Annotated in this window: 12 protein-coding genes; 1 reads left to right on the top strand and 11 read right to left on the bottom strand. The window is 42.7% G+C overall.

All coding sequences use genetic code 11. The features are described from left to right. Positions 1-148 precede the first annotated feature (148 nt). Positions 149-925, top strand: a complete 777-nt coding sequence (locus PN457_RS17590; RefSeq protein ID WP_271734870.1) for a Uma2 family endonuclease — start codon at positions 149-151, stop codon at positions 923-925. A 184-nt stretch (positions 926-1,109) separates the two neighbouring features. On the opposite strand, the gene alaS is transcribed toward PN457_RS17590, so the two are convergent. The 11 genes from alaS to PN457_RS17535 all read right to left on the bottom strand — a co-directional run bounded on the left by alaS (position 1,110) and on the right by PN457_RS17535 (position 13,834). Next, positions 1,110-3,752 (bottom strand): alanine--tRNA ligase, encoded by a 2,643-nt coding sequence (alaS, locus tag PN457_RS17585; protein ID WP_271734869.1) that lies wholly within the window; start codon positions 3,750-3,752, stop codon positions 1,110-1,112. 166 nt (positions 3,753-3,918) lie between these two features. Beyond that, on the bottom strand, positions 3,919-4,614 hold the full coding sequence (locus tag PN457_RS17580) for an ATP-dependent Zn protease (protein ID WP_271734868.1): 696 nt from the start codon (positions 4,612-4,614) through the stop codon (positions 3,919-3,921). Next, positions 4,611-5,090: a hypothetical protein gene (locus PN457_RS17575; RefSeq protein WP_271734867.1), complete on the bottom strand. Its 480-nt coding sequence runs from the start codon at positions 5,088-5,090 to the stop codon at positions 4,611-4,613. Before PN457_RS17575 ends, PN457_RS17580 begins: the two co-directional genes overlap by 4 nt. Before the next feature lie 37 nt (positions 5,091-5,127). Beyond that, positions 5,128-6,711, bottom strand: coding sequence for a phytoene desaturase family protein (locus PN457_RS17570; RefSeq protein ID WP_271734866.1), 1,584 nt, complete (start codon positions 6,709-6,711; stop codon positions 5,128-5,130). A 52-nt stretch (positions 6,712-6,763) separates the two neighbouring features. Beyond that, positions 6,764-7,099 (bottom strand): hypothetical protein, encoded by a 336-nt coding sequence (locus PN457_RS17565; protein WP_271734864.1) that lies wholly within the window; start codon positions 7,097-7,099, stop codon positions 6,764-6,766. 79 nt (positions 7,100-7,178) lie between these two features. Next, on the bottom strand, positions 7,179-7,757 hold the full coding sequence (gene rdgB / locus PN457_RS17560; RefSeq protein WP_271734862.1) for an RdgB/HAM1 family non-canonical purine NTP pyrophosphatase: 579 nt from the start codon (positions 7,755-7,757) through the stop codon (positions 7,179-7,181). A 16-nt stretch (positions 7,758-7,773) separates the two neighbouring features. Then, positions 7,774-9,210 carry a phosphoglucomutase/phosphomannomutase family protein gene (locus PN457_RS17555; protein WP_271734861.1) on the bottom strand — a complete coding sequence of 479 codons (1,437 nt, stop codon included), beginning with the start codon at positions 9,208-9,210 and terminating at the stop codon, positions 7,774-7,776. Between the two features lie 263 nt (positions 9,211-9,473). Next, a complete protein-coding gene (locus tag PN457_RS17550) occupies positions 9,474-11,129 on the bottom strand; it encodes an alpha/beta hydrolase (RefSeq protein WP_271734860.1) in 1,656 nt (551 codons plus the stop codon). A gap of 94 nt (positions 11,130-11,223) precedes the next feature. Beyond that, on the bottom strand, positions 11,224-11,781 hold the full coding sequence (locus tag PN457_RS17545; protein WP_271734858.1) for a DUF2382 domain-containing protein: 558 nt from the start codon (positions 11,779-11,781) through the stop codon (positions 11,224-11,226). Between the two features lie 171 nt (positions 11,782-11,952). Beyond that, the gene (locus tag PN457_RS17540) at positions 11,953-12,768 is read right to left on the bottom strand and encodes a DUF2382 domain-containing protein (RefSeq protein ID WP_271734857.1); all 816 of its coding nucleotides are present in this window, start codon (positions 12,766-12,768) and stop codon (positions 11,953-11,955) included. A gap of 223 nt (positions 12,769-12,991) precedes the next feature. Continuing rightward, the gene (locus tag PN457_RS17535) at positions 12,992-13,834 is read right to left on the bottom strand and encodes a DUF2382 domain-containing protein (protein WP_271734855.1); all 843 of its coding nucleotides are present in this window, start codon (positions 13,832-13,834) and stop codon (positions 12,992-12,994) included. Positions 13,835-14,075: the final 241 nt, after the last annotated feature.

Below are 14,075 nucleotides of genomic sequence, written 5' to 3'. Positions count from 1 at the left end.
TAACACTGCTATATAAATACCCGGAGTTGCTGAATTTGAAGATGAGCCAAAATCAACTTACCTAACCGCCATTCTTTGCGCCTTTGCGCCACCTGAAACAGCCAGTTAATTCTCATCAATAGCCCCGTAGATGAAGGTAGCAGACATCATGGTAAAAGAAATATTCTCAACTGAGCTTGCACCTGAACCAGATATCACCCATATTGTTACTGAAGATGATACACCAGTGGATAATTTCCTGTCAGAAAAACAACAGCGCTTATTAACAGAGGTATTGTACAACGGTTGGGTTCCACCCGCAGAAACAGAAAATTTTATAGCTGCTGCTAATGTCGGGGTGTTTTACAGTATTGGTTTACCTCCCCTGGTCTCTGATGTGTTCCTCAGTATTGATGTTACCATGCCTTCGGATTGGGGAGAAAAAAAGAACCGCAGTTATTTTGTTTGGCAATTTGGCAAAACTCCAGATGTGGTTATAGAAATAGTTTCTAACCGGGAAGGAAACGAATTAGGCTCTAAATTGAAAGATTACGCCAGAATGGGGGTTCCCTACTACGCAGTGTTTGACCCTTTGCAAATGCTCGGGGAGCAACCACTGCGCGCTTATCAACTGAATATTAGACAGTATTTAGAAATGCATAATTTCTGGTTTGCAGAAATTGGTATAGGCTTAACTTTATGGTCGGGGGTGTTTGAAGGTAAAGAGGATATTTGGTTACGGTGGTGTGATCAAAATGGGGATGTGCTACCCACTGGGACAGAAAGCGCTCAGTTAGCTAGGGAACAAGCTCAGTTAGCTAGGGAACAAGCTCAATTAGCTAGGGAACAAGCTCAATTAGCTCAACAGGAGGCGATCGCAGCCAAGGAACGCGCAGCCCAATTGGAAGCACAATTGAAAGCTCTGGGAATCGAACCAGACCAGTAATGGGGTGGAGTAAAAACCCTGAGTTAAACTCAGGTTTTGTTACATGATTGTTAGAAGATAAGGGAGAATAGGGCTGGTAAATGCCTACAATAAAAGGTTTTTACTGTTAATCTCCCCATTGGTATGCTGGTAATTTAATATATATTCCTGACATCGATCGCACCGCAGTGGGTGACCTCAGAAATTAACTCAAGGCTGATTTTAAATCACTTTTGGCTTCAGCTAAAGCTTCTGGTAATTTATTGGTGTCCCGTCCCCCAGCTTGAGCTAGATTTGGTCTTCCACCACCACCACCACCGCAAATTTTGGCTATAGCGCCGACGAATTTACCTGCTTGGAGTCCTTTTTGATTAACTTCGGGGCTGAAGGCTGCAACTATACTGACTTTACCAGCTTCAGGAATAGAACCCAATACTACCGCACCACGAGTAATCTTTTGTAGTAATCTTTCAGCAGCAGTTTTTAATGATTCTGGGTCAACCTCTTCCATCTGCGCTACCAATACCTGATAATCCCCTACAGATTCTACTGTTTGCAGTAGACTGTCAGATTTTGCGATCGCCAGCTGTGATTTCAGGGTTGCTAGTTGTTTCTCAGCGTTGCGCAGTTCAGTTTGCAGTGTGGTGATCCGCTCCGGTAATTCTTCGGGTTTAACCTTAAAGCGATCGCTTAAATCCCTAACCACTGTATCACGAACATTGAGATAATCCAAAATAGCCGGACCAGAAACCGCCTCAATGCGCCGCACCCCAGAAGCCACACCCGCCTCTGAGATAATTTTAAAGCTGCCTATTTCCGCAGTATTACTGACATGAGTACCGCCGCACAGTTCCATAGAGACACTGGGAAAGTCAATTACCCGCACTTGTTCGCCGTATTTTTCCCCAAACATAGCCACGGCACCTCTAGCCTTGGCTTCTGCTAAAGGTAACACTTCTATGTTAGCTGGATGTGCTTCGGCAATCCAGGTATTTACCTGTTCTTCAATTTGTTGAATTTCCTCTGATGTCAAAGCGCGGGGACAGTTAAAGTCAAACCGCAACCTGTCAAAGGAGACCAGGGAACCAGCTTGAGATATACCATCATCAACAATTTTCTTAAGAGCCGCTTGCAGTAAATGTGTAGCGGTATGATTAGCTTGAGCGCGACGACGACAAGCGCGATCAATTTGAGCGGTGACAGTATCTCCTACTCGGATTGTACCGCGTTCTATGCGGCCAAAGTGGATAAAAAAGTCAGATTCTTTTTTCACATCTGTAACCCGCACCAACACACCATCACCGGAGACATAACCGCGATCGCCAATTTGTCCCCCAGATTCGGCATAAAATGGGGTTTGATTGAGGACAATTTGAACTTCTGTCCCTGCTTCTGCTTCCTCTTGGGCAATACCATCTATTAATATGGCTTCTACTTTAGCAGTGGAAGCGGGTTGACTATAACCTAGAAATTCCGTAGCGTGGATATGTTCAGCTAACTTGTCTAAAGAACCTTGCACAGTTAAATCAATGGTTTCGTGAGCAGCTTTAGCTCGTTCTACCTGTTTTTGCATTTCAGCATCAAAACCAGCTTCATCCACAGTCAGATGATTTTCGGCGGCGATTTCTTGGGTAAGTTCTAAGGGGAAACCAAAGGTATCATATAAAGTAAAAGCACTTTCGCCGCTAATTTGAGTTTTACCTTGGGCTTTCACCTCTTGAATAATTTCCGCGAGCAGTTTTTCCCCTCTATCTAGAGTTTTAAGGAAATTGGCTTCTTCTCGTTGCAGTTCGGCTTTAATTGCTGCTTCCCGTTGACGCACATTGGGGTAAGCTGATTCTGAAAGAGAAATTGCGGTTTCTGCCACTTGGGTGATAAATTCCCCATTAATACCAATTAACCGCCCATGACGGACTACCCGGCGAATTAAGCGCCGTAGGACATAACCACGTCCCACATTAGCAGCGCGAATTTCATCAGCAATCATGTGGACTACAGATCGCACATGGTCACCAATGACTTTGAGGGAAACTTGGGTTTTCTCGTCGCTGCTGTGGTATGATATTTTAGCTATCTGAGCAGCGGTTTCAATAATCGGGAAAATTAAATCAGTTTCGTAGTTATTGGGGACTTGTTGCAGGATTTGCGCCATCCTTTCCAAACCCATACCGGTGTCAATGTTTTTATTTTGCAGTGGGGTTAAATTACCCGATGCATCCCGGTTATATTGCATAAACACCAGGTTGTAAAATTCGATAAACCGGGTATCGTCTTCTAAGTCAATATTTTCATCTCCCCGTTCTGGGTGAAAATCATAATAAATTTCTGAACAAGGACCACAAGGACCCGTAGGACCAGATACCCAAAAGTTATCTTCTTCACCCATGCGCTTAATTCTAGCTACTGGTACGCCGATGTCATCGCGCCAGATATTATAGGCTTCGTCATCTTCTTGAAAGACGCTAACCACTAGGCGCTCTGGTGGTAAACCAAAGATTTTTGTGGATAGCTCCCACCCCCAAGCGATCGCCTGTGGTTTAAAATAGTCACCAAAGCTAAAGTTACCCAACATCTCAAAAAATGTATGATGGCGTTTAGTGCGACCAACATTTTCAATATCGTTAGTCCTGATACACTTTTGAGATGTGGTAGCGCGGTTAAATTCCGGTGTGCGCTGTCCCAGGAATATGGGTTTAAATGGTAGCATCCCCGCAATAGTTAGCAGTACGGTGGGGTCTTCGGGAACGAGGGAGGCGCTGGGTAAGATTTTGTGTCCTCGTTGGGCGAAGAAGTCAAGGAATGAATCGCGAATTGCATTACCGCTAAGTTTCTGGGGAGTGGAAGCCATGGGTTGAAAAAGTCGTCTTAATACTTGTTTTTACACAAAAAAATATGCCCCAGGATAGAGTATCTACGCCATAAGTGACTAACAGCCCACCGACAGGTATTTATTCTACTGTTTCTCACCCACAGCGATCTGCTTTTAGCAGTGCTGGCGCTATCACCAGGAGCATCTATAGTATAGGTGATGATGATTCAGCTGTGGCAATTATCCGCTGACAATCCCTGACAGATGCGCCCTGTTCCATCGATTTAACTAAGGCTTGGTAACTAGACCAATTTGCTTGTAATAAAGTCTTTGCTTGTAGCAGATGAAATCGTTGTTTCTGTTCACTAGCGGAAGCAGAAAAACCCAAACCTGCTAAAACTCCCGCTAACTTGCTTTTATCGTCAGTACCGCCTTGTGCATCATTGAAAACTAAAGTTTCGGCGACAATGCCCGCCATCCAGACTGTACAATAACGGTCAAGGATTTGAGCGCTAATTGTTCCCCGTTCTAATTGGGATGCTAATTCCCCATCATCAAATGTCACACCCCCCTGTCCTGGTTGTCCTTGTTTCCAAGCATCCCAAGCAGTGAGAGTATAACCAGTCACAGGGATATTCAGCAGATGTGCAGCCAGAAAATGACCAGCTTCGTGGTGGATGATGCGATCGCGGTGTTGGGGAGAAAAACTAGCAATCCAATCTAAAATTATAGTACCACCCCGCCCTTGTAAACTAAAACTGTCAAAAGTGACTATTCCCAAAATACTAAAGGTGGCGATCGCAGGTACTGCGGGGGACAAATGAATTAATGGCCCTAACAAGACTGATAGGGTCATGAGAAATATAGATATTGCTAATAAATTTAAACCAGTTTGACTCATTCCAGGGATTCTCTGAGTTCTTGACACTTAGCCTGTGCAGCTTGGTAAGCCGCTAAATATTCGCCACCACCCAACATCACATTACCATAATACTCATAGGGTGCATCCCCATAAACCGGTAATGGGTCATCCTCGGGATAATCTTCCTGTGATTCCTCAATAATCGCTTTTAATTGTTTCCTGGTAAAACTTTGGGCGGCAAAGTACCAAAGTTCTTGAGTTTTTTTGTTTAGGTGTGGTAGACTGGGATCTATAATCTTAATTAGAGAATCCTCCCCAGAGGTATCAGCCAACTCTAGCCAACCATGTTCAATAGGTTGGTAAGGTTTACCCCCTATAGCCAAAAACCCCTGGACATAGTTCGCCTGATCTGTGACTAACAGCGCCCTATAAGCATTATCAAAGGGCTGACGAGCCTTACTTTTAATATTTTGCGCAACTTCCATTGACAGCGTTTCATCCAGTGCCTTGTTCATTGAATGCGGGAATTATGGCATTAACTAGAATATATTATCATTCCCGGCTATGCTGAATATTGCTGATTTTCGGCGAAAACAAAGCCGGAACCTCTCCCCTAACTCCTTGTCCTGTCATCAGTTCCACAACATCCATACCATTACCAATTACCCCTGGTACACTAGGATAGCCAGCAGTAGCCCCCACAAGAAACAAGTTAGGCAACTCTGTAATATATCCTAACCGATTTAACCCCACTTGTTCAGGTACTAACTTTGCACCATAAATATTACCTTGGGGTTGTCCGAGATAAAATTCACTGGTGGTGGGTGTACCAGAAACCTTCATGCGCGCGTACTGGTCTACATCGGGAATTAAATCTCGAACACTGGTCATGATCTGCTGGTAAACTTCCCGTTTCTTGGCTTTATAGCCTTGGTGGTCGGTGTCTTGCAGATGCTTAAATGGTTCGTAAGGGCAGACAGTGGCAATTTCTAAGATATGATGACCTGGTGGAGCTATTCCGGCGTTATCTCTAGATTTCATCGTGGGACAAGATAGGAAAATCCAAGGTTGGCTGAGGTCTCCCTGAAATTGGCGTTGATATTCCCTGTTTAAGTCTCCTGTGGGATAATACCAAATATTCCAGTTACCAATCCTATAATTTTCTGGTTGAAAGCGACTATCTAAACCCAGGTAAATATTAAATGCACTAGTTGAGTATTCGTAATTGGTAAGGCGTTGACGTTCCCTTAAGCTCAAAGCTGTGGTGTCGTGTATTAACTCTACTGTTAATTTGGGGTCAAGGTCGCTAATATAGCCCTTACTAGCTTGGTAGGTTTGATCACCAGCAGTTACCCATTGTACTTGCTGTTGATTAACTTCAATATGCTGGACAGGAGTTGAATATTTAATTACACCTCCCCCTTCGGTGATCGCATCTGTAATACTATCTACAAACTGCTTAAAATGGTATTGAGGATAGTAAGCGCCTTCTGAGTAATCCCAAACTAGGGAAGTGTGGATCAGTAAGGCGATTTCATGAGGTGGTAGTGCATAATCACCACTTTGTCCCCCTAGTACTGCTTGTAATTTGGGTGATAAACCCACATGGTCATATAAGTCTTGTAAAGTCCAGTTGCGCTTTCTAAATAAATGGAAATATTTAGGTAACTTCAACCAGTCTGACAAATTCTGATTATACCAACGTATTTCCCCCCCTAGGCTACGCATTTCCCTATGTATCTGCGCAATTGTGTCACAGTAGCCATTAATAGCAGTTGTCTGATCCGGAAAGGTGGAGAGTAACCGCGATCGCAAGTTTTCCCATCCTAGAGGAATTTTAAAATCTACCTCCGGTGTAATTATCCGGTCTATGCAGTCTGGGTCAAGGCTATTAAAGGGGACATGGCGCTGAATGTAGTTGAGAAATTGCCCAATAGTTTGACTAGGTGCGCATTGAGATATATAATGGACATTAGCGCAAAAACTATAGTCACCATAATCAAAAGTGTGACAACACCCGCCAGGTAGGTAATGTTTTTCTAAAACAGCCACCCTGTATCCTTGCTTGGTTAAACAAGCTGCGGCGGAAAGTCCACCTAATCCAGCCCCCAGAATGACATAATCAAAATTGTGCATCTGGCTGTCCCCTTTTGCTTGATAATTTTTCTAGACCCAGACAACGTAATACTTACTCAGAACCAGATTCACCCCCACCATCTGGGGTATTCATCATATGTGCGGGAGGTGCGGATTCTGTTTCAATTTCATTTTCTGCTTCTACTTTAATATCTAGCTGTTGATTAACAGTAGCTTCAGGGGTAGATGTGCTTGACTCTGGTTGGTCTGACTCTTGACTAAGACCGGGTTGCTGTGGGGAGGTTTCCCCTTCTTGAGCTAAAACCTGAGATATGGGATTGAAAGCAGTAACAGCCATACTGCTAAATAGTAGCATAAAAGCGACTTTGGCCAAAGACTTCATATCTTTACCTGAATAAGTTTTAACTTCATTTTCAACAATCGTCAAAATCTAGTTATCCTACTCAAGTTAGAACCGCTACAATCTTCAGTCAGATTTCCCAAGAGGGGGAAACATTTAATTTAATTTATGCTTCCAAATCTGCCAACTGAGGAATTAAAGCCTGGAGAGCAAGACCCCGATGGCTAATTGACCCTTTGATCTCCCGTGACATTTGCGCAAAAGTCAATTGCTGCTCAGGAACGTAAAATATAGGGTCGTAGCCAAAACCACCCTCACCCCTGGGTGTATGGAGAATTTCGCCGCGACATACCCCTGTGGATTGTAAAACTATTTTACCATCAGGACGAGCGATCGCCACTGCACAGACAAACTGAGCTTGGCGATTTTCTGAGTTACCTAACTCTTGTAATAACCTAGCAATGCGACCTGAGTCGCTTTGACCATAACGTGCAGAATAAACCCCTGGTGCGCCATTTAAAGCATCTACTTGTAACCCAGAATCATCACCGATCGCCCATTGTCCTGTAGCTTGAGCAATTTGGGAGGCCTTGAGACAAGCATTGTCTGCAAAAGTTGTACCGGTTTCTGCAACTTCTAATTCTGGTGGTTTGAGGGTTAATTCCCAACCAGAATGAGCGAGATAAGCTTGTAGTTCCCGGAGCTTACCGGGGTTACCCGTAGCTACTACCATTGTTTTAGTCATATATTCATTTAAAAGTTTAGGTCGCCCAATTTTTTGCCCAAGCCAAGGTTTGATGTACTTCCTCAAGTGTTGCTGCTTCACAATACAGACGTAACACCGGTTCAGTACCGCTAAACCGAATCATTAACCAGCTGTCATCAGCTAACCGGTATTTATAACCGTCTATGGTTTGACAATCAACTACTGCTTTGAGCGCAATTTCCCTTAATGGTTCGGTTTCCAGTTGTTGTAAAAGACGCGATCGCACTGCCATACTAGCTAAAGGTAAATCAATGCGGTCATAAGCGGAGGTGAAACCTGTTTTCTGTTGTAAATCCCGGTAATAATCGCTTAAATCGAGACCAGATGATACAATAGCTTCTAAAACATACAATGCTGATAGCAGTGCATCACGTTCGGGAATATGACTACCATAGCCGATTCCTCCCGACTCTTCACCACCTAACAACACCTGTGCTGCTAACATTCTATCAGCGATGTACTTATATCCCACTGCTGTTTCAAAAACTGGTAAATTATGCAGTGCTGCTACCCGGGGAATTAAATCTGAACCACTGACAGTTTTAACAATTTCACCTGTAAAACCCCGCCTTTGGGTAAGGTGGTCGATTAATATAGGTATTAAGATTTGGGAACTCAAAAAGTTAGCTTTTCCATCTACTGCGCCGATGCGATCGCAGTCCCCGTCAAATACTAACCCCACCGTTAAACCTGATGTGTCTGTTTGGCGGTGGCTTTTGATGACTGAGAATAAACCAGATAGGTATTTTGGTAAAGGTTCTGGCGCTCCTCCTGCAAATAAAGGATCGCGGTTGCTGTTGATTTCTTGAACCCCATGTTTGAGTAATTTTCCCAATCCCCCAGCTGCCGCACCATGCATGACATCGGCGAATAATGTCAGTTTACCACAGGCGATCGCCTCTTGAATCTTGGCAATATTCACTTTACCTTTTAAGGCTGTGATGTAACTAGGCCAGGGGTTAAATATATCTTGTTTCCCGGGTTTAGCTGCTGGTGGTACACCCGCAGATAATAAAGTTTCAATTTCTTTTGTCACTTCTGGCGGTACTGAACCCCCAAAATGACCCTTGACTTTTAGACCTAAATATGTACCGGGGTTATGACTGGCTGTAATAACTAGCGCCCCCAAAGCATTAAGTTCTTTAGCCGCCCAACTAAAAGCCGGAGTTGGGCCGTAGGTTTCGCTGAGTAAAACATCAAAGCCGACAGCGCAGACAGTATCAGCCACAGTGCGAGCAAAGTCCTCGGCCATAAAGCGGCGATCATAGCCGACAATAATAGTTTTGCTGCCAACTGTAGAATTATATGTATTATATAAGACTTGAGCGGCAACTGGTGCCACTAATGCTAGGCGTTCAAAGGTGAACTCATCAGCAATCACCCCCCGCCAACCGTCTGTACCAAACTTAATAGAGTTAGCAGCAACTGGCATTAAGTTATCCTCACTGTTTACGAGAGGATTTTAGCATTTTTGACATACTCACCGATCTTGAAGTATGGCTTACGCCACGCTACGCTATCGGTGATTCTTGACAGTTCACAGTAACTCGCTGCCGAAGCAGTCTTATAGTCACTCCCTGTCCATTTAAAGTCGTGCCGATGCCCCATGCCGACTATTGCATTTTAGCTTTTTGTTGTTTTTTAGGCAAGTTTTTTGCCAAGAATCAAGAAAAGCCGTCGTAGAACAACGGGGTTTTAAAACCATTTTTTCGATAATCGAAGAGTGAATTCTTGCAATGCTTGACTCAATGAATCCGCCGAGGAAGAATTTAACAGACTGAGATTGAGAGGATATCGACTGAGATATTGAGCATAAGAGGGTCGTAAATAAGAAGCATATTCGGGGCGATTGACAAGGTGTGTTTGCCAAAAGGCCAGATTCAAAGCCCGAAGGTAAGAATAAGCTGGCGCAGGATTTGGACCGAGTAAAGCCGGTGGTATAGGTAACACATTATTTTCTGGATCTATTTGGGCGATCGCACTGAAATGAGTAGCATTTTCAATTAATACCAAATACTTATTAGGAGTAGTCAACCAGGTAAAAGGCCGAACCTGCTCAGACACCATAGGGGTAGCAATATCCTGACTATTCGCCACCAGCATCACAGGAACTCGAATTTGGCCGATTTGACTTTCACCAAAAATTGAACTAGATACAGGATTAATAGCCAATACAGCTTTAATGCGGTCATCTTGGAGTGCATAATCTTTAACTTCTAACTGCGTAACTTGACACTGTAAAAACAGCGACAAATTAAAAGAGGAAATATTCGGACTACAATCTTGTTGCAGTTGGTCAAAATTAATCTTGGCTCCTGCCAAACTTAACACAGTGTAACCACCAAAAGAATGTCCCATGGCTCCGACTTGCTCAAAGTTGAGTCCTTGGAGGTTAGGATCTGATTTTTCTCTGCGCTCAAGTTCATCCAGGAGAAACTTAATATCTAAAGGTCGGTTAATAAATTCTTCGGCTTCTAATGGCCCAGCCAAACCCGTCAAGTAGCGCCGAACACGTTCCGCATTACTCCCCGGGTGTTCTAATACCGCTACAGCAAAACCGTGGGATGCTAAATGTTCAGCCAAATAAGCAAAAGAAGAACGGTCAGAAGCAATACCATGAGAAATCACAATCAGAGGAAAAGGCGGCGCTGTTCCTTGTGGTAGATAAATATCTGTGGGTATGATGCGAAGAACATCGCGGGACCTATCCCGGAGTATCAATTCGGTTCGTCGCCAAGTAAACGGACCAGATGCAGCTAAATCCGGCCGTTGCTTCCAATTAATGGGCGCACCATGGGCGATCGCTTCTTGTTGAATCCAAGTTACAACCTCATCCCTTTTCTCTAATACCTGCGATAAATCATCAACCAACTTTAGCCCCTCTGTAAAATTTAACCGTACTGTGGGGGAGGGAAAGTGACGCAGAAAATTCACCACTGTTAAGCCTTCTGGAGAAGCAGCAGCTAGTATTAAAGCACCTCTGATGGCGTAAAAGCCATTTTGCCTTGATTCCGTGCGGATTAAGCCCCCTAAACGGTCTATGAGGTCTTCGCCTATAGGTGAGTAACTCACCTGAGATACAAGAGTAGGAGTAACATTAAATTCCTGCTGTAGCACTTCTCGTAATTGAGCCAGTTGCTGGGGATTAACCCGCCGTGCATAAAAGGAAAATTCATCAGTGATTTTCCCTTTTTGAGCAAATATTGCTAATGAGTCCAGACTCAGGGAGAATTCCCCAAAAGGAGGGTAAAAAAAGCTAATCCGTTCAGCTCCCATTCCAGGGGTAGCAGTTATCAAAGTCCATAGCAGCCCTAAAATTGAAGATTGCCAAAATTTTTTCAATAAAATCATGTCCGTTTAATCAAACTCAATAAAATCAGTACAAACTGTTTATTATTATGTATGAATGGTCGGACATTACATAAAGTTTATCAAGTTGATCCGCTTATTTTGCTCCCAGGGGTTTCTCGCCTTTAGAACAACGAGCAAACCACTCCTGATATTTCTTCTGTAGGGACTCATTTGTCACAGCAATTGTAATTTTTACCTGCTCACAGCCGTGATTTTTTTCCTGAGCGATCGCATTTAAAAGTAAACTAGCAATTTTCGGCGAACTGAATTCACCACTCACATTTACATGGGTATTTAGAACCGTTCCTAATGGTCTATCATCCTCGATGAACTCAAGACCAGAAATCTCACCCTGTGTCAAGTCAATTTCTGCCAGTCGTTTATTCTCTGGACTAACTTGCTCCACAATTAATTTTTCACGCCTCACAGGTACTTGTATTATTTGAGTTTCAATTTCTTTGCGAATAATAACATCACCAAGTTTGGATTTTTTATGATCAGCTATCAATCGTTCTTCTATTAAACGAAAAGTATCTTCTTCCTCAACTTCAGTTTGACTTTTAATCATCTTGTTATTCAGCGTTTTTAGTTCAGTTAATTTATCTACTGTTTTTTGACCATCTGCTTTTTGCAGTTTTAAATATTCAGACATAAGCTCTACTCTTGATAAAATGTTTTGATTACATCACCGTTATCAGGCTTATGGTAGAGTATTTAAACCACCATAGCCTGAGAATCGATAGTGAAGTAGTTCAACCTAGTAACTATTAAAAAAGGCACACCCGCACTTGCTCTTTAATTGGTTATTAGTTGTAATTACTGATTAGCGCTCCTCAACGCGAAGATTAGGAGCATTAACATCTAACTCTTCGTGGCGCACAGTGTCTTGAGTCTCAATTGTTTCTTGCTCTACAACCTTATCGATTTTAATTTCTTCCCGTAAAAAAGCCTCTTTGCGAACTTCAGGAGTCTCTTCATGGATTTCTATACGAGCGACTTCCCCCTCACGGAAGTTAGCTTCGCTAGGAGGAACAACCTGACCCACATCTGTTGGAGTCACACGTTCAATGACAACATGCTCTTTTTCTATGGGAACGGAAACCTTGACAGTTTCACTTTCAACGTGCTTACCAATGACTACTTCTCCAGTTTTTTGGCGAACTTTGTCAGCAATTAACCGTTCTTCATACAATCGTAGAGTTTGATGGTCTTGCTGATTTAGCTCGTACAAAGAAGGTTCATGTTCATAAGTGTAAGTATCACGGTTATAAGTATGGGGGGTGGTATCACGATAAACCCCCCTTACCTGTTCTTCATAGTCATAATCAAGTGTTCTACCTTCTTCAAACTCCGGTAAATTTTCCGCCTGTTCCCTAGTCATACCAATGGCGTAGACGCGAGCAGCATCATAGTCAATGCGGGAACGTCCAACGGGTAGTAGTACTTTTTTACCAAATATCCAAAAACCTAAATCAACAACTAGATAACGAAAATGTCCCTCTTCATCGACTAAAACATCACTTACTGTCCCAATCTTTTCATCAGTCCTGTCGGTGTAGACACCTAAGCCTTGAATATCATTACCTTGAATAGTTTCACGATAATTTGGAGCCACATCTGCCAATCTGTGAAGAGCCATGACATTTACCTTTGAGTTTTGATACCATCTGTTAATGAATAACATAAAGGTTAATTAGCTATTTTCCCTCTTACTATTGACTGAATTAATACATTGACATCACATCAAAAGTTATATATTTCTGATATTTCTGTTAAATTCACAATAAAAGTAGAGGTAGAGGCGAAATTTCCCCTACCTACCTTTGATATGAATCACCAAATTACATTCCCTAATTAGCTACTCAAAAGGCTTGTTCAGGGTTTCTACTAGCTGCATCCATATGTAATTCCCCTGTAGTATCAATATCTAACTGTTCTCGCCGAATGGTGTCTTGTGCTTCTACCGTGTGGCGGTCTACAACCTTCTTAACTCTAATTTCTTCCCGTACAAAGGCTTCTTTGCGAATTTCCGGCCTTTCTTCGTACAATTCTATCCGTGCTATTTCCCCCTCTTGAAATTTAAGAGCTTTTGGGTCTACCACTGTTCCTATTTCTGTGGGAAGAACGCGCTCAATCAAAACACGTTCTTTCTTCACAGGTACTGTCACCTGTGCAATTTGTGTTTCAACGTGCTTACCAACTTTTACCTCCCCAGTCTTGACCCGATGCTTATTAGCAATCAAACGTTCTTCATATAGCCTGAGAGTTTGATGATATTGTTCATTTAAGTTATATAAATCTGGCTCTCTTTCGTAAAGGGATATATCCTGTTGTTCAGAGATATCTCTACTTTCAGGGCGAAAAACAAGGCGCACCTCTTTTTCATAATCCTCATCAACATTGATAGTTTCTTGGTATTCAGGTAAATACTCAACTTGTTCTTTACTCAGTCCGTCAACATAAACACGTTGGGCGGGATAATTAATGTGAGAAAGCCCAATTGGTAGTAATATCTTCTTACTCACAGAGTCGAAGCTGGTGTCAATAACTAAATACCGAAAACGTCCCTCTTGGTCAACTAAAGCATCAGCTACTGAACCAACTCTAACTCCGCCTTCAGTGTAAAGGTCTAAGGTTTTCACGTCATCACCGCCAAATGTTTCTCGGTAGTTAGGGTCAAATTCTTCAAGTTTGTAAAGAGGCATATACTTACAGGTGTAGAATATTTATACCTATCAGCATAAAAATTCTGATGATTATCTTCCTCTTACTGGCGGCTGAATTGAGGGAATATATTTGATGATTTATAGATGATAAAATTATAATTTAATTTCGTGTCCAACTTGCGTCAGTCCTAAGTCAGACACAGCAATTATTTTAACCATCTCATGGGAAAATGAACAGGGATATTAACCTGTATTCCTCTTCTGTGAGAAAAATATCGAA

The sequence above is a fragment of the Anabaenopsis arnoldii genome, assembly GCF_028331025.1.
GTDB classification, from domain to species: Bacteria; Cyanobacteriota; Cyanobacteriia; order Cyanobacteriales; family Nostocaceae; genus Anabaenopsis; species Anabaenopsis arnoldii.
Note: the sequence above shows the minus strand (reverse complement) of the source record. Positions and strands in the feature narration are given on the sequence as shown.

Coding starts and splice junctions, on each gene's coding strand:
- PN457_RS17590 (WP_271734870.1), top strand. CDS start 149: ATGGTAAAAGAAATATTCTCAACTGAGCTTGCACCTGAACCAGATATC.
- PN457_RS17570 (WP_271734866.1), bottom strand. CDS start 6,711: ATGCACAATTTTGATTATGTCATTCTGGGGGCTGGATTAGGTGGACTT.
- PN457_RS17550 (WP_271734860.1), bottom strand. CDS start 11,129: ATGATTTTATTGAAAAAATTTTGGCAATCTTCAATTTTAGGGCTGCTA.
- PN457_RS17575 (WP_271734867.1), bottom strand. CDS start 5,090: ATGAACAAGGCACTGGATGAAACGCTGTCAATGGAAGTTGCGCAAAAT.
- PN457_RS17540 (WP_271734857.1), bottom strand. CDS start 12,768: ATGGCTCTTCACAGATTGGCAGATGTGGCTCCAAATTATCGTGAAACT.
- PN457_RS17555 (WP_271734861.1), bottom strand. CDS start 9,210: ATGCCAGTTGCTGCTAACTCTATTAAGTTTGGTACAGACGGTTGGCGG.
- PN457_RS17535 (WP_271734855.1), bottom strand. CDS start 13,834: ATGCCTCTTTACAAACTTGAAGAATTTGACCCTAACTACCGAGAAACA.
- PN457_RS17580 (WP_271734868.1), bottom strand. CDS start 4,614: ATGAGTCAAACTGGTTTAAATTTATTAGCAATATCTATATTTCTCATG.
- alaS (WP_271734869.1), bottom strand. CDS start 3,752: ATGGCTTCCACTCCCCAGAAACTTAGCGGTAATGCAATTCGCGATTCA.
- rdgB (WP_271734862.1), bottom strand. CDS start 7,757: ATGACTAAAACAATGGTAGTAGCTACGGGTAACCCCGGTAAGCTCCGG.
- PN457_RS17545 (WP_271734858.1), bottom strand. CDS start 11,781: ATGTCTGAATATTTAAAACTGCAAAAAGCAGATGGTCAAAAAACAGTA.